12 protein-coding genes and 1 pseudogene are annotated in these 16,660 nt (G+C 63.2%); 2 read left to right on the forward strand and 11 right to left on the reverse strand.

Translation table 11 applies throughout. The annotated features are described in order from the left end of the window. The 11 genes from MJO58_RS22600 to MJO58_RS22650 form a co-directional block, all read right to left on the reverse strand. Window positions 1–1,329, reverse strand: coding sequence for an MCE family protein (locus tag MJO58_RS22600; RefSeq protein WP_239721043.1), 1,329 nt, complete (start codon window positions 1,327–1,329; stop codon window positions 1–3). Continuing rightward, the gene (locus tag MJO58_RS22605) at window positions 1,326–2,354 is read right to left on the reverse strand and encodes an MCE family protein (protein WP_239721044.1); all 1,029 of its coding nucleotides are present in this window, start codon (window positions 2,352–2,354) and stop codon (window positions 1,326–1,328) included. Before MJO58_RS22605 ends, MJO58_RS22600 begins: the two co-directional genes overlap by 4 nt. 22 nt (window positions 2,355–2,376) lie before the next feature. Continuing rightward, window positions 2,377–3,759, reverse strand: a complete 1,383-nt coding sequence (locus MJO58_RS22610) for an MCE family protein (protein WP_239721045.1) — start codon at window positions 3,757–3,759, stop codon at window positions 2,377–2,379. Window positions 3,760–3,762: 3 nt separating this feature from the next. Next, on the reverse strand, window positions 3,763–4,611 hold the full coding sequence (locus MJO58_RS22615; protein ID WP_434086264.1) for an ABC transporter permease: 849 nt from the start codon (window positions 4,609–4,611) through the stop codon (window positions 3,763–3,765). Continuing rightward, a complete protein-coding gene (locus tag MJO58_RS22620) occupies window positions 4,608–5,318 on the reverse strand; it encodes an MlaE family ABC transporter permease (RefSeq protein ID WP_239723408.1) in 711 nt (236 codons plus the stop codon). The genes MJO58_RS22615 and MJO58_RS22620 overlap by 4 nt, the downstream gene beginning before the upstream one ends. 797 nt (window positions 5,319–6,115) lie before the next feature. Then, entirely contained in the window at window positions 6,116–8,062 is a 1,947-nt protein-coding gene (locus MJO58_RS22625; RefSeq protein WP_239721046.1) for an acetoacetate--CoA ligase, read from the reverse strand. A gap of 20 nt (window positions 8,063–8,082) precedes the next feature. Then, complete coding sequence (locus tag MJO58_RS22630) at window positions 8,083–9,033, reverse strand: beta-keto acid cleavage family enzyme (protein ID WP_239721047.1); 951 nt, start codon at window positions 9,031–9,033, stop codon at window positions 8,083–8,085. After that, a complete protein-coding gene (locus tag MJO58_RS22635) occupies window positions 9,026–11,290 on the reverse strand; it encodes a hydantoinase B/oxoprolinase family protein (protein ID WP_239721048.1) in 2,265 nt (754 codons plus the stop codon). Before MJO58_RS22635 ends, MJO58_RS22630 begins: the two co-directional genes overlap by 8 nt. Beyond that, entirely contained in the window at window positions 11,287–13,425 is a 2,139-nt protein-coding gene (locus MJO58_RS22640; protein ID WP_239721049.1) for a hydantoinase/oxoprolinase family protein, read from the reverse strand. Before MJO58_RS22640 ends, MJO58_RS22635 begins: the two co-directional genes overlap by 4 nt. Before the next feature lie 64 nt (window positions 13,426–13,489). Continuing rightward, window positions 13,490–14,632 (reverse strand): alpha/beta hydrolase family protein, encoded by a 1,143-nt coding sequence (locus tag MJO58_RS22645; RefSeq protein ID WP_239721050.1) that lies wholly within the window; start codon window positions 14,630–14,632, stop codon window positions 13,490–13,492. A gap of 27 nt (window positions 14,633–14,659) precedes the next feature. Then, complete coding sequence (locus MJO58_RS22650) at window positions 14,660–15,550, reverse strand: VOC family protein (RefSeq protein WP_239721051.1); 891 nt, start codon at window positions 15,548–15,550, stop codon at window positions 14,660–14,662. Between the two features lie 189 nt (window positions 15,551–15,739). Here MJO58_RS22650 and MJO58_RS28840 point away from each other — a divergent pair. Both MJO58_RS28840 and MJO58_RS22655 read left to right on the forward strand, forming a co-directional pair. After that, window positions 15,740–15,913, forward strand: a pseudogene (locus tag MJO58_RS28840) (LysR family transcriptional regulator); the annotation flags it as partial. A gap of 3 nt (window positions 15,914–15,916) precedes the next feature. Then, a complete protein-coding gene (locus MJO58_RS22655; protein WP_239721052.1) occupies window positions 15,917–16,639 on the forward strand; it encodes a LysR substrate-binding domain-containing protein in 723 nt (240 codons plus the stop codon). Window positions 16,640–16,660: the final 21 nt, after the last annotated feature.

Genomic DNA, 16,660 nt, shown 5'->3' on the forward strand with positions numbered 1-16,660 from the left:
TCAGCGCCCTCCTTGGGCGGCCGACGGCTGCGACGCCGGGGGCGCCTCCCCCGGCGCGGGCACGTATACCGGGGAGGGGGTGGGCTCCGGGATCGATGCCAGTCCCGGAGGTGCGAGCGCTGGCGGTCCGGGCGGTGGCCCGCCGGGAGCCGGTGCCGGTGGTGGCTGCCGGTAGGGATAGCGCGGGTCACCCGGGTTTCCGGTGATCGCGTCCGGCAACTTCACGTTGGGGGGACCGCCCTGGCCGGTGCGTGGGTAGGGCACCGGCAGCGGTGGCGTGGCGGGCTGGCCGGTCGGCGGATCGGTGCGCTGCGAGGGCAGTAAAGTAGCCGGGTCGAGCCCAAGATCGGAGAACGCCGCGTCGATGAAGGGTTGCAAGAACTGGCCGGGCAGCAGGTTGACGACATAGGCCTTGAAGAACGGTCCAGATGAGACGGACTCGCCCAGCGACATGGCGTACGCGTTGAGCAGTTTGATCGACTTTTGCACCCGCTCTTTGCGGCTGTCGACGATGGTGAGCACGCCGTTGAGCTTGTCCAGAGCGGGGCGCAGTTGGCTGCGGTTGTCGGCGATGAATCCCGACAGTTGTTTAGATAAGGCCGAGATGCTGCCCGAGATTTGCTCGAGCGCCGCGCTTTGGGTTCGTAGTTGCGCCAGCAGTGCGTTGGTGTTGACGATGAGGGCCACGATCTGGTCTGTACGCCCGGCCAGCACTGCGGTCACCTTGTTGGCGTTTTCCAGCAGGTTGCGCAGTTGGGAGTCGCGCTCATCGAGGATCTGCGAGAACCGGGCCAACCCGTCGAGCGCGGTTCGCAAATGTGGTGGGGTCTCGGAAAAGGTCTGTGCAAGCGTGGTCAGCGATGCGTTGAGCTGATCAGTTTTGAGGCCCTTAACGGTTTGGGTCAAGTCGCCCAGCGCATCGGGCAATTGATAGGCCGGGGTGGTGCGCTCCAGGGGTATCGGCCCGGACAGCTGGCCATCGCCGCGCGGGGTGATCTCGAGTACCTTGGCGCCGAGCAGACTCTTCGCCTTGATTGCTGCCTCGCTACGATCGCCCAGGGGAACGTCTTTGTCGACGTTGAATTTCACCAACACCCGCGCGCCCTCGAGTGCGACGCTGGTTACCGCCCCGACTTGAAAGCCCGACACTTGCACGTGCGCACCGGAGTCAAGCCCGCTGGATTCGGCGAAGTAGGCCGAGTACTCCCTTTTTTGCACGGTGAAGATCGGCAGCTTGTCGTATTGCAGTGCGCCGAGCACGATGGCTGCGGTCGCGGCGACACCGACCGCGCCAACTAGGGTGAGATTGCGCTCGGAAAACGACTTCACTTCGGTGTGCACCGCCCGCTGGCTTGGCCGGCTAGTTTGACATAGACCGGTTGACCGCCCTTGCCGTTTAGTTTCAGCACCGCATCACAGAGGTAGAAGGTGAAGAAGTCGCCGTACATCCCTTGGCGGGCGAGCGCCTGATAGGCCTCGGGCAGCGTGTTGAGCAGGTCGTCGAAATACTCGTGATCAGCCAGCACAAGGCTGTCGACCCGATCCGACTGTGCGATGGCGTCTTTCACCGATGGTCGCGCGTGGGCAAGCAGGTCGGCGATTGACCCTGCCGCGGCGTTGGTGTACGCCAGCGCCGTACTGATGTCGGTCTTGCGGGCCGCCAATCGCTGTGTCAGCTCGGCCAGTGAGGTGACGGTCTTGTCTAATTGACGGCTTTGATCACCCACCGAACCCAGGACCGTGTTGAGGTTGGCGATCACTTGCCCGATTAGCACGTCGCGGTCGGCCAAGGAGCTGGTCAGCATTGCCGTCTGGGACAGAAAAGAGTCGATTGCCGCGCCTTGCCCTTGAAACGCCTGAACGAGTTGGCCGGTCAGCGCGTTGACCTGCACGGGATCTAATGCCCGGAACAGCGGGTGGAATCCGCCGATGAGCGCGTCCAAGTCCAGCGCGGGGGTGGTGTGATCCAGTCGGATGGTGTGGCCGGGCGCAAGCGGCTTAGCTCCCGTCGGGCCTTCCTGCAGCTGCAGGAAGCGATCTCCGATCACGTTGTCGTAGCGGATCGCTGCCCTCGTAGCGTCGGTGAGCGCCACGCTGTCATCTGCGGAGAACCGCACGATTACCACGCTGTCAGGCCGGATCGCGATGCGCTTGACTTGGCCGACCTCCACCCCGGCGATGCGAACGATGTCACCGTTTTTGAGCCCGCTGACATTGCTGAACTCGGCGCTGTAGGTGCTCTCCCGCTGGAAGCGCAACTGCGCGAATACCATGAACAGCGCAAAGACGCATAGGCCGCAGACCACGACGAAGATCGTCAACCGCCACAGCGCTGCCCTCAGGTTGTCTCGCACGGCTGCATTCCTTTGCTGGCGCTCACGATGACGGGGTGGACGGCAGATCCGGTGGGGCCGGATCGTTCGGTAGTGGCGGTGGCGCACCGGGCGCTGAGGGGTATAGCGGAGCACCGTCGGGCGCGTACAGCGCCGCACCGTAAGGCGGGGAGCCTGGGTAGGGCATCGGTCCGGGCGCTGGTGGTCCTAGATTGCGGATGCTTGGTGGCCCTGGCGCCGCGCGGGTGACCGGCAAGTAGTCGATCCAGCCCGGGAATCCGATCCCGGGGTTGGGCCGGATATCGACGCCAGTTCCCCACCCGGTGTCGGTGACCAGGGCGCGCACCGGGTAGTTCTTGGACGCATCGGGTAGCGATCCGCAGCCCGGCTTGCCGCCCGGGCCGCCCTTGGCCGCCACCACCGGTAGGTTGTCCGGATACCGGTAAGGGTCATCCCCTAATAGGAAGGCGTCATCCAACACGATGCTGCGCCCGTCGGCCCCCCCTACCGCCTGGTTTCCGCCGTTGTCCAGCCACCACTTGGCGCCTTGCAGCAAACAGGTGTACTCGGGTTGATATTTCATCAGCAGATCGGTTGTGGGGCGAAGAGTGTTGATCCCTGCCTCCAGGTTGTCTTTGTTGGGCCCTAGCAAGTCGGTCCCGGTCTGGGAGAACCCGAGCACGTTGAGCAGCAACGTATTCAGGTCGGCTTGCTGTGCGGTGAGTGTCGCGCTGGGGGTGCTGGCCGCGTCCAGGGTGGCCAAAATGTTGTGTGCAGCGGCGCTGTAGCTGTCGCTGACCGCGGCTATTGCACGCCAGTCCTGGGCCAGAGTTTGCATCCTCGGGTTGATTTCGCGCAGCACATGATTGGCCGCCGTGGTGGCTTGCCCAATGCGTATGCCGTGGCCGCGCACCGCATCGGCCACCGCAGTCAGCACCGCGTTAAGCTTGGACGGGTCGATTTGGTGCAGCACATTGACGAGGTTCTGAAAGATGGTGTTGACCTCGGTGGTAACGTTGAGCGCCTCCAGCACCGCCCCCGCCGAAACATGTTGAACCGTGGGATGATCGGAGTAGATCAGATCGACGTATTTGGCCCCGAAGATGGTGGTGGCGCGGATACGGGCCTGGGTATTGGCCGGGATGTATTTGACTTGATCAGGAAAGAGCTGCAGTTTGAGGCGAACGGGCTCTTGGCCGCCTTCGATGCCGGCAACACGACCCACCTCTACGCCACGGAATTTAACTTTGGCCCCGGATTCCATGACCAGGCCCGCTCGCTGCGATGTCAGGGTTACAGGCACGTAGGGGGTAAGGGCTCCGGCGAATAGGACCGAACACAGCCACATGAAGCCCACTACGGCGACGACGAGCACCAGGGTCCACCACGCGGGGTGAAAGCGTCGGTTTCTTGCTTTGGTGACCACGCGCTACCCCGACAGGTTGAATCCGCCCGACTGCCCGTAGACAGCCAGTGAGATGAACACGGTCAACACCCCCGATGCCACCAGCGAGCTGCGAACCGCGCGGCCCACCGCCTCACCGACGCCGGCCGGGCCGCCTGATGCGTTGAAGCCGTAGTAGGTGTGCACAAGCATGATCACGATCGCCATAGCGACGGCCATGAAAAACGACCACACCAAGTCCATTGGGTATAAGAAGGTGTGAAAGTAGTGGTCGTAGACGCCGACCGACTGCCCGTAGATGGCGGTGACGATCACGCGGGCGGACAGGAACGACGACAATACCGCCACGCAATACAGTGGGATCACCACGATCACCCCGGCTACGACCCGGGTGGACGCTAGATATGAGATGGCGCGGATGCCCATGACCTCGAGCGCATCGATTTCTTCGTTGATCCGCATCGCACCGAGCTGGGCGGTGGCACCCGCTCCGATCGTTGCGGCCAACGCGATCCCTGCGGTCAAGGGCGCGGCAATCCGGACATTGAAATAGGCCGAGGCGAAACCGGTTAGTGCCTCAACACCAATGTTGTTGAATTGGTTGTAGCCGATCACGGCCGATATCGCCCCAGTTGTGACGGTCAAGAACGCCACGATCACCACGGTGCCCCCGACGACCGCAAGCGCACCAGTGCCTAGCCCCATTTGTGCGATCAGCCGCAGCGTCTCAATCCGGTAGCGCACGAATACGTCAGCGGTTGCCCTGAGGGTCTTGACGTAGAACTCGGTCTGGGTTCCTACCCGCGTCCATGCGGCGGCTAATTGGAGCGCTTTGAGCGTTACCCGCGGGAACCGCGCGCCTGCCACCGTCACAGTGTCACCTTGACGCCGACCGCGGTCGCGATGATGTTTATCGTGAAGAGCGCTACGAACGTGTAGACGACGGTTTCGTTCACCGCGTTGCCCACGCCGGCGGGACCGCCTCCGACAGATGTGCCCTTGTAGCAGGCGATCAGCCCGGCGGACAGGCCGAACAGCGCGGCCTTGGTGAGTGCTAGGACCAAATCGGGCAGCCGGGTGAGCACCGTCATGCCGGCGACGTAGGCGCCGGGGGTTACGTGTTGGATGAACACGGTGAAGAAGAACCCGCCCACAAGTCCGACCAGGATGACCACCGCAGACAGCAGGGTCGCGACGAATGTCGCCGCCAAGACGCGCGGCACCACCAGGATCTGAATCGGGTTGATGCCCATCACCTTGAGTGCGTCGATTTCCTCGCGGATGGTGCGCGCACCAAGGTCTGCACACATGGCGGTCGCGCCGGCACCTGCCACCACCAATACCGTGACGATCGGGCCTACCTGGGTCACCGTGGCGAAGGCTGCGGTCGTGCCGCAGTAGTCGGCGGCTCCGAACTCCAACAACAAAATGTTAAAGGTGAACACCACCACTACGGTGTAAGGAATCGCCAACATCACCGTCGGCAACAGCGACACCCGCGCCACAAACCACGCCTGGATCACGAACTCGCGCCACGCAAATGGTCTGCGCGGCATCAGCATCAGCGTATCCAACGCCATCGCGAAGAACCCGCCGACGCCTTGCAACGGTTTGGCCACCTGTGCGCCGGCTATCACGGGGCGCTCCTGTTCAATGGGCGATCAGTGTACGAGCCCGCGGGTATTCTGCCGACCCGCTGGCCTCGAGGCGAGAGCCTTTTGGCTGCGCAGCACTCGTGGTGCTCCATGCAGGTCTCTTTTCTTTGTCGGCGCGCTGATTGGTCAGTCGACGGCCCCTGATGGGCCCGGGTCGTTGAGACGCACTGACGCAACGGTATGACCTCCGCCACATCGGCGGAAACGGAGAATATCAATGCGGCTTATTGATGAGATCAATAGGGAATCGGGCTTTTTGGTCGTCGCGCCGACTCGGCGCTACCCGAAGGCCGCGCGCAGAGACTCTGGCGACATCACGTTGTCGCGCAGCGTGTTTGGGTTAGGGGCCGATAGTCGGCTGCTTGCCGACGTGCTGATTTGCGCGAGTCAATGCAGTCGCGTGCTGGGTTGGCGGTATTAGGAGTCCGAATGTCAATTCCGCCGCATTAAGCAAATGGTCTTGTGACGGTTGCACGCGCAGGCAGTGCACAGCCCTGAAGCCGTGGCGCACACGATGGCCCGACACGTTCACGGGCGGCTCCTCCGCCTCGAAACGAGAACTGCGATAACGCGTTCAGTGGATATCGCCATCGATCGTCCGCCGAAACTCAGTGGCGCTCGCGCACATCGCCGAAACCCAACCGAGGTCCCAAGGCCAGTCGGGTGCTCGCGTCGTCAAGTGACAGCAGTAGCGTCGTAGGCCACTTGTCCCTGAGGAGTAACTACCGCACCAGGCTTGGCGGGGTCGGCACCGTCGCATACCAGGCGAGAACGTCGGGGTTGTCGATGGCGCCGCGCTCGACGACTCTTTCTGGGTCGGCGCCCTGCAGTATCTTCTTGATGGGCACTTCAAGTTTCTTGCCGGTCCGGGTATGCGGGACGGCTGGGGTTGCGAAGATGTCATCGGGCATATAGCGCGCAGAAATCTCGTCACGAATCACATCCGCGACTCGGCGCTTGATCTCGTCGGTCAGCTCTATGCCGTCGGCGGGAACGACGAAGAGCGGCATCCAATAGCCGCCGTCGGGTAGTTCTACACCAACCACCAACGCCTCGGCGACTTCCGGGAGCTGCTCGACGGCTCGGTAAATCTCGGCGGATCCCATCCGAACGCCGTTACGATTCAGTGTCGAGTCCGACCGACCATGGATGACGATGCTTCCGCGCTTCGTTATCGTGATGAAGTCACCGTGTCGCCAGACTCCCGGGAACTCGTCGAAATACGCTGCAGTGTAGCGCGATCCGTCAGGATCGTTGAAGAAGCGTAACGGCATTGAAGGCATGGGTTGGGTGATTACCAGTTCACCGACTTCGTCACGCACCGGGCGGCCTGAGGTATCCCAGCAGTCCAACGCGACACCCAGGTAGGGAACCGATAGCTCGCCGGGCCACACCGGGACCGTTGGCGCTGCGCCCGCGAAGGCCGACGCCACATCGGTGCCACCGCTGATGGACGCCACCTGCACGTGCGCGCCAAGGTGATCGCGCAGCCACAGTGACGACGACGGCGGCAGTGGCGATCCGGTGATGCCGACGGTGCGCAGCCGCGATAACTGGTTGCGGCATGCCGGAAGCACCCCGTCTTTTATGCATCTCCGTACATAACCTGGGCTCATGCCCAGCAGCGTCGCCCCGGTGACGGCAGCGATCTTCCACAGCGCGTCGGATGCCGGGTAGGTTGGGCTCCCGTCGTAGCAGACGATGGTGGCGCCGACTAGCAATCCGGAGACCTGCATATTCCACATCATCCAGCTGGGGCTGGTGAACCAAAAGAATGTGTCGCGCGGGCCGAGATCGCTGTGCAGGGCGAGCGCTTTGAGGTGTTCGAGTGTAACCCCTCCGTGACCGTGAACGATCCCCTTCGGCGGACCGGTGGTGCCCGAGGAGAACAAGACCCATAACGGGTGGCCAAAGTCCACCGGATGGGTATGCCATTGGTGCCCGTCGGATTTGGTCACCGATGCCCAGTCCAGTGCGTCGCTGACCGGTCGCCCTAGTCGTGGTACCACCACCGTGGCGCGCAATTGCGTGAAACCTGTTTGAAGGGCCGTGATCTCGGCCCTCTTGTCCCATTCTTTGCCGGCATATCGGTAGCCGTCTGCGGTGACGAGAACCGTGGGATGCAGTTGGCCCAATCGGTCGATTGCGGCCTTCGCCGTGTAATCCTGCCCACACGAACCCCATACGGCGCCGAGCGCCGCGGTGCCGAGGAAGGCGATGACCGCTTCGGGGATGTTTGGCAGGTAGCCCACAACGTGGTCACCTGGCTGCACACCCAGTTCATGTAGTGCGCGAGCGAACGCCGCAGTGCGCTGGAGCATTTCAGACCAGCTGATTGTGCTGATCGCGCCGTTCTCACTTGCGTGGATGATCGCCGGGCGAATGCTATTGGCCTGCCTGGCTACGTAGTCGGCGTAGTTGAGCCGGGTTCCGGGAAACCATTGCACCGCGGGCATGGTGGTCCCGGCAAGTACTGTTCGTGGCGGCGGACCTACGTCGAAGTAGTTCCACAGCTCACCCCAAAAATCGGCGAGATTGTCAGTCGACCAGCGCCACAGCGAGTAGTAGTCATCCAAATACGTTCCGGTTCGCCTGGCAACGTGGCCGGCGAAGTCGGTCAGTCGAGCATCACGGACAGTCTGGTTGGTCGGCACCCACTGGGGCTGCATGATGAGAGCTGGCCGTAAGGTCAGGCTGGGGCGGCGAAGGCTGGTGGCTCGGTAGCTGGCTGTGGCGCGAGGCCCATCATCTGGCGGGCCTCTGCGGGCGTGGCTGGCTCCAGCCCAAGTTCGCGGATGATGCGCACCATGCGCTCGACGAGCATGACGTTGGTGGCCGGGACACCATGGACATACATCAGGTTGTCTTCCAGGCCTACGCGCACGTGGCCGCCGAGAAGCAAAGCGTGGGTGGTGGCCGGCAGTTGGGCTGCCCCGATCGCGCTGACGTTAAAGATGGATCCTTGCGGCAAGTGTTCCACCATCATCTGCAAGATCTTGGGCGTGTAGGGCAGGCCGCCTTGGAAGCTGCGATGGGCGCCGAGGACCATGTTGACGAAGTACGGCGGTTTATCGAGCCCTTCGCTGGTCAGGAGGGTGAAGTCCTGGAGGATATGAGACAGCTCGAAGACCTCCCATTCGGGCTTGATGCCGCGCTGCTGCATGGCTTCAGCAAGCCAGCGGCACCGAGAGGGCGGGGTGGCGAAGACGAGTTCTTTTTCACCGCGGGCCTTGGCGGCGACGGTGTGGGAGTCCAGGGTGCACATCTCGGCGCCAGCTTCGAGGCCTTTGATGCGTTCTTCGAATATGAGTTCCCACAGTCCATCATCGCGGGGTCGGATCATATCGCCGTGGATGCCGCCGCCGGTGGAGTTGTTGATGACGATGTCGCAGCGGGATCGGATCCGCTCGTTGATCGCGCGGTAAACCTGCGGGTCACAGGTTGCTTCGCCGTCTGATGCGCGGCGGGCGTGGACGGCGACGACGCTCGCACCGGCGTTCCAGCAGCGCACGACATCGTCGGCGATCTCGTCGGGCGTGACCGGCAGGTTGGGGGTTTCGCTTTTCAGCGCCATTCCGCCCGTCGGTGCGACTGTGACGATGACCTTCGGTGAACGTTCAATGGCGAAGGGATCAGGCATCGTTGCCTACTCCTGTGGTCGTGGCGATCAGGGCGTGGGTTGTCGATCCGGGCGTAAGGTCGAGGTCGAGATCATGGCTGGGCTCCTGATCGCGCCGGTGAATGTCCACAGCCAGCAGGTGTCCGGTGTGTGGGCAGACCCATCCGGTCGTTGCGAGGTCGGGGTGCAAAGTCTTGATTACAACTGCGGGCAGGGTGGGGACGACGCGTTTGGCTCCCTCCCGCCATCGCGTGCAGCCGGTGACCAGCACCGCGCCGTCAACGGTTTGCACACGCCATTCACCGGTAGCGCTGCGCACCAGCCGAAGCCGGTCCGACAGCGCGATCCACTGGTCGGCGTCGATACAGCCCACCGGCTGTGACGTGGGGTCGATCGGCGCCGTTGTCAGCGGAACATCCCCGGAGTTCTTACCGAGACGGACGGCGCGGATGTCGCGGCGTAGCTCGCGTGTGGCGTCCTCGTCGACGATCATGCCAGCGCCGTGTCCGTGAACCACGACGCCATAGATATCGTGGGCGGTCACCGGGCTTACCATGTCAAGGCGAACGTCGGTGGCGACCTCGTGGGGATCGCGATCCAGCGGGTCACCGATCCCACCGCCACCTTGCCAGGTGACCGCGAAGACGTCGGTATTCGTCAGGGTGAAGGCCCCCGGCTTAGGCCCGAGGCCGGTGAAACCGGCGACTTCCTGGTCGCTTAGCGGGTGCACCGAGGTTGCACGGCCCGCCGTGTCGGCCGGATCGGCGAGATGCCGTTGTCCGAGCGCCTGGCTGACGAGCCCGCCGGGACAGCCGCCCCCGAGTCCTGTCGAGTTCGGCACCTCGAGGCCGTGGGTCATCACCAGCGCTTCTGCGGTGTCGATCGTCACGCTGAGGGCGACCTCGGCGCCTAAGCCCCCGCGCCGTCGGCCCGCGCCGCCGCTGTCGCGAGCCAACCTGCGGTGCAGGTAAAAAAGAGGGCTCTTTTGCTCGTTGGATTCCACATCGGCGATCGATGGACACGGTGTGCTTAGGGGTCCGGCGGCGTTTGGTCCATCGTGGGCGGCGAACGCGCCGAATCCGCCGGCGATCGGATCCATCAGGTGCAGGCCGAAGAAATGCCCGTAGTGGTCGCGGCCACTGAGGTTGAACGTGGCCATGGTGCCGCTGCTGATGGCTTGTGCGCGTGCGGCGTAGCGTGGAGAGGCAGCGAGTAGCCGGTTCAATGCGCCGGCTACAACGTTGCTGACCACCCAGATCGTCTCGACTGTCGCGCTGCCGACGGGGGCCGGAGGCACGGCGGTGCACACCAACGCGTCGGGTGCGGTGACGGTAACCGGGCGCAGTAGGCCCTCATTCCACGGCAAACCGAATCCGAGTGTCGGGATCACTGCACCGGCTACACCGCCCATCAGCCCTGCCCGGGAGCAATTCACGAAACCGGGGGCCTGTGGCGATGATCCGGAGAAATCGAAGGTGAGGGCGTCGCCGCGTTTGGTCGCAACAAGGTCGACGGTGTAGAGGACGTCGTTGTGTCCGTCGTGTTCGAGAAAGTCACACACGCGCACGATGCCGTCGGGGATTTCGAGCAGTCGCTGCCGCATGCGGGTGTGGGCGTCGTCCACCATCGCGTTCATCACTGCTTGCACCGCGGCGGTCCCATATTGGGTGCTTAGCTCTTTGAGTCGCTCGGCGGCGACGTTGAGGGTGGCGATGAAGGCGCGGATGTCTAGCCCGACTTGGGCTGGCAATCGGGTAGCGGCCAGGATCATGTCGAGTACGTCCTGCCGTAGGGTCCCGCCGTCGACGAGTTTGACCGCGGGGATCCGGATGCCTTCTTGCCAGACTTCCCTGGCCTTCGGCGACCACGACGAGAAATCCATGCCGCCCATGTCTGTTTCGTGCGCCATCACGCCGGCCCAGGCGATCAATTCGCCATCCACGAGCAGTGGGGCGCACATCTGGACATCGTTTTGGTGCAGCGCCCCGATGAAAGGATCGTTGCCGATGATTCGGTCGCCGTCTTTGAGTTCGGTTCCCGAGTCCAGTAAGTGGCGGATGAGCGAACCGACCGGCGGTGCTTCGAATGTCACTTGATGGCCCATTGTGGCGAATGTGCCGTCGGGCAGGTAGAGGCCGGTGAAAAAGTCGCTTGCCTCGGTGACGGTGGGGCTTCCTGAGACTGCTTGCAGCGCCAACCGCATCTGGTCGGTGATGGCGACAAGTCGTCCTCGGATAACTTGTGCTACAACGGGATCAGTTATCACCGGCGCGTTCACGGTAGTGGCACCTCCACGTGGATGAGTCCGAGTTCGTCTGTTTTGGCCCGACCTTGGGGCGGAACCACCACTACGCATCCGCGCAATTCGATCAGGCAGGGTCCGTCTACAGTTTGCCCGGCGGCCGGCACGTCACATCGGTAGACGGTGGTCGGGGTGGGTTGCGTCGGGTCGTCGAATACGACGGGGCGCACGTCGACACGTTCGAGCGGCCTACCGGATGCGGAGATGGTAGCTGTTCCATATCGATTCGAGGCGACCGCGCGAACCGAGAGCAATTCAAAGCCTGCCTCACGGAAGCCTGAGCCGGCGCCGAAGAGCTTCTCGTAGTCGGCTTCGAACCGCTGCAGCAGCGCGGTGAGATCGGCTCGGGTTGGCTGCGGGTCGATCTCGACATCGAGATGGTGCGCCTGACCGTGGTAACGCAGGGCCGCGGTGCACGCGACGGTGGCTTGCCCGGGGTTGGGAATGGTGTCTAGTGCCCGATTTCGCGTCTCGGTCAGCGCCGACTGAACCAGGGACGCGAGTTCGTCGTTGGGTTGAGAACCGGGCAGGATCCGCGCGTAGACCGTCCGTGATGCCGTAGTACGCAGGTCACTGGTGCCCGCGCCGAACGCTGACTGAGCCGTCGCGGTGGCAGGAACGATGAAGCCGCTCATCCCGAGCTCGCGACATAGTGCCCAGGCGTGTGACGGTCCGCTGCCGCCGCCGACGACCAGGATGAACTCGCGCGGATCGTGGCCTCGTTCGATGGTTACTGAACGCAGCAGGTCGGCCATGGCCGCGTCGAATACGACACGGATCGCCCGTGCGGCGGCAACTGCGTCGAGGTGCAGGGGTTGGCCGATCTGCTCGGTGATGGCCGCAGCCGCCGCTTCGGCGTCGAGCCGGATACCCCCGCTGCCAAATTGGTCGGGGTCCAGCACTCCGAGGACCAGATCGGCGTCGGTCGTCGTGGGTAGCGTTCCCCCTTTTCCGTAGCACACTGGTCCCGGGTCTGCGCCGGCGCTTTGGGGACCGACGGTTAGGGATTCACCGTTCACGGTGGCGATGGAGCCGCCGCCCGCGCCGATGCTGGCGATGTCGACACCGGGGACATACATGTCTGCCCCGCCGAAAGTGACGTCTTCGCGAAGCAAAGGGACACCGTCGACGATGACGCCGACGTCGAAGCTGGTGCCCCCGACATCCATGGTCAACACGTTGAGGGCGCCCAGTTGACGACCCAGGGCTTGGCCCGCGACGACGCAGGATGCGGGTCCCGACAACAGGTTCGCCACCGGCGTAACAGTTGCGGCCGCCGCCGGCACCACGCCACCGGCGCTGGTGGTCATCATGATCGACGCGTTCATCCCGAGGTCTGCGAGCCGCCGACTGAGGTCGAACAGGTACTTTCCGGCAACCGGGCCCAGTGCGGCGTTAGCGACAGTCGTTGCGGCGCGGGCATATTCGCCGACAACGGGGGCGACGAGATGTGAGACGCTGATGAATGCGCGGGGCAGCTGCTGGGCGACGATTCGGGCGACCGCGAGCTCGTGGTCGGGGTTCTCGGTTGCCCATAGCAGACAGATTCCGACTGCTTCGACTCCCTGCTCGGCCAACGCGGTCATACTTTCACGCACCGATTGCTCCGCTAGCGGCACGATAATCGTTCCGTGGGAGTCAACGCGCTCTGCGACCTCGATGACCAGATCGCGTGGCACTAGCGGAGTGGTGCGCCCGCGCAGGAAGTAATCACCAAGTTCCAGACCACGCAGCGATGCGGTGCCGCGTCGCAGTCGTCCGATCTCGAGCACGTCGCCGAAGCCGGCGGTGGTGATCAGCGCGACTTTGGCGGCGCGTCCGGTAAGCAGTGCGTTGAGGCCGACGGTCGTGCCGTGTCCGAAGCGGGTGACGCGCTGGCATAATTCCTCGACCGGAATGCCGACGAGATCAGCCGCAAGTTGCACGGCATTGACGACACCGGTCACCACGTCGGGCGTGGTGGGTGACTTGCAGACCACCGAGCGGCCAGAAGGCGAACGCAGCCACAGGTCGGTAAACGTGCCGCCGACGTCCGTGCCGAGCGACCAGCCGGTGCCGTCACCGTCTAGGTCCTGCGAGCCACCGGTGGGGGCGGCTGACGTACTAGTCAACGTCGGTTTCTCCCTTGTCTTGGGGTTGCGAAGTGTGTTGAGGAATTCCGTGCGGGGCAGCGGCTCACAGATGCGCAGCGATCCAGTCGGCCAGGTAGTTCATTGGTACGGTCATGTTGTCGGCGCCGCAGTGCGCTGAGCCGCCTTCGTCCGCGGTGAAGATCTTCAGCTCGCGCACCGGTGCGTTGACGGCGCCCTCGTATTGGGCGTGGGCGTATTCGATAGGGATCTGGGTGTCGGTCTCGCCGTGCGTAACCAGGAATGGCACGGTGATCTTGTCGACGACGCCCTCTAAACTCATGGCCGGCACCCAGTCCATGAATTCCTGGAGGGAGGACTTGCCGAACACCCACTGGACATGGTCCCAGTAGTGCGGAACCGGCCGGTCTCCCTCGCGCGCCAGGCGGCGCTTCTGCAGTTCGCCCCAGTTGTAGTTGGCACTCCATACGGCGCAGAGGCTGAAACGCTTCTCAAACGCCGCCGCGCGCGGTGCGAAGTAGCCTCCCAACGACCACCCCATCATTCCCAGTCGGCTTCCGTCGACATCGCCGCGGGTCTGCAGGTAGTCCACCGCCGCACTGGCCCAGCGTTCGCTGTCATAGCACCCGGGCAGTTCTCGATACCTCAGCGCTTCACCGGTGCCGGGCTGGTCCACGATCAGCGTGGAGATGCCCTGTCGGGCCAACGCGTTCGCCATCCCGGAGCGGTAGACCATTTCCTTCATGCTGTCGAGGCCTTGACAGAAGACCATCGTGGGAGCGGGCCGATCGACGCCCTCGGCGCGGACGAACAGGCCAGGAAATGCCGCGCTATCGTATGGGATTTCGACTCGTTCGCAGTTCTCCCCGCCTCGCTGGATAGCCTGCGCGAAGGTGTCCATGGCCTTTTGGTATGCGACTTTGCGTGGTGCGTAGTCCCGTGCCTGCATGCGCTCAGCGATCAAGTAATACATTGAGGCGCGGGCATATCGCGCGGCAGCCGACATCTCACGGCCGGCGGTCGCGTCTTTTTCGGCGTATTCGATCAGCCCGTCGGCCATTTCCGACCAAGAGGCGAGGAAGTGCTCGGTGCCGACGTCGTCACCGTGGCCGGGGAAGTCGACGAGCGGCCTACAGGCCCGGTCGATCTCGGTCATCTGTCCCCCCGTACCCAGGGAGATGTTGACCGATAGACTCCAGACGTAGTTGTCGGCGAAGTACTTGAACACGTCACATCCTCACGATCGAAGCGGGGTTTAGACCGGCGAGGCTGTCCACAGCCCGGTGTCGGGCTCGTTGAACATCGCCGGGATCATCTGCTCGTGAACCGAGCCAGCCGTCCCCCACTGATCCATGGCCTCAGCTGTCCCAGCAAAGACCCGCGGCTGCCAGGTGTCCTCGTCAACTATCTCCTCTAGCTCAGTCGTGTACTCCACGACGTTGTTAGCGGGGTCGAGAAAATAGGCGAACGGATTGTCACCCGCGCTGTGGCGGCCCGGCCCCCAAATCGGTTTGCGTCCAGCTCGGATCATTCGGCCGGTTCCACGCATGTACTCGTCAATCCCGCGCATCTCGAAGGACACGTGGTTGAGTGCCACGTGCGGTCCTTTTGAGATGGCAAGGATGTGGTGCTGGGTTCTTGTGCGGAGGAAGCACATCATGTCCGCGGCCCAGTCTGAAAGCCGGAATCCGAGGTTTCTTTCATAGAACGCCTTGGTCGCCACAACGTCGGTGGAGTTGAACACCACATGGGAGAGCCGTTTGGGGATCGACTCACGTTCCTCGAGTGGCCGGAATGATCGCTGCGTGACATCGGCGGACACCTCGACGAGCCGCCCGTCGAGGTCAAAGAAACGGATGCCGTAGCCGCCGCCGGGGGTGTCGAGTTTGGCCGGCTCTCGGTCGAGTCGAACTCCGTCGGTGATCAGCCGCTCGGCGAGCGCATCGACCGCTTGCGCCGATTCAGCGCCGAAGGAAATCAGATCGAGTCGTTTGTCGCTGTCGGCTCGCAGCCGGATGATGTACTGCTCAGGGTCAGCTGGTGTGCCCAAAAATGTGACACCGCTGTCGCTGGCCACTTTCTCCAGACCCCATACGCCGGTGTAGAACTCGACTGCCTTCGCATAGTCGGGTACGGCGAGGCCCACGTGCCGTAGATGAGTTATTGGTCGCGTGGGCGCGGCTGATGAGGCTGCCTGATTCATCGGAATGCTCCCTTATATCGCCGGTGGCTCGACCGTAAGCGGGAACAACGGTCCGACACAAACAATGGCTCTCGATGCGATAGATTGATTCGATCAATAAGGCAGGGAGGTCTCTTGGTCGACCTGAATCGCGTGGACTTGAACTTGCTGGTCGCATTTGACGCGTTGATGGCCGAGCGAAGCGTGACCCGGGCGGCTCAGCGTCTCAACGTCGGCCAATCGGCAATGAGTTCCACGCTCGGGCGTCTACGCAAGCTGCTCGGGGATCCGATCCTCGTGCGGCAAGGACGCATTCTCGAGCCCACACCGTTGGCGGAGTCGCTCGCAGAACCAGTCCGCGATGCGTTGTCTTGCATCGACATACTGCTTCAACACCAGGGATTCAACCCACTGGTGGACCACCGGACCTTTTCGGTGATCGCAACCGATCGCACGATAGTGACATTTCTGCATCCCTTGATCATGGCCATGTATCACGAGGCGCCGCACGTGCGGCTCGAGATCACCCCGCCCGGCGACGACTACGCAGAGCGATTGCAGGGCGGCGACGCCGACGTGCTAATCATCCCCTGGGAGGTGTTCGGGCCGCACGTCAACTACCTACACGAGGTGCTCTACCACGACCGCTTCGTGTGCGCGGTCGACGCAGCCAACACCGATGTCGGCGAAACCATCACCCTCGAGCAGTTCAGCGCTCTGCCGTATTTGGCCACGAGCGCGCTTGGGGTGCCATCGTTGGCCGAAGTGCAGCTGGACTTGCTAAATATCTCCCGCAACACACAGATTAGTGCCGGTTTCAGCCTCGCGCGCCTACTACTTCGGGGAGGGCCCCTCATAACGGTCATGCATGAGCGACTGGCACGCGCCATCAATTTCGACAACCAGCTACGAATAATTGAGCCGCCAATGAAACTTCAGCCGCTCACCGAAATCATGGTATGGACACCACGAACCGACCGCGACCCGGGTAACCAGTGGTTGCGCGAGCAGCTGCGCATGCTCGCTGCGGAATACGAATCAAAAGCGGACTAATTCCTCGAATGTGGTCTTCCA

This window comes from Mycobacterium lentiflavum (assembly GCF_022374895.2).
GTDB lineage: Bacteria > Actinomycetota > Actinomycetes > Mycobacteriales > Mycobacteriaceae > Mycobacterium > Mycobacterium lentiflavum.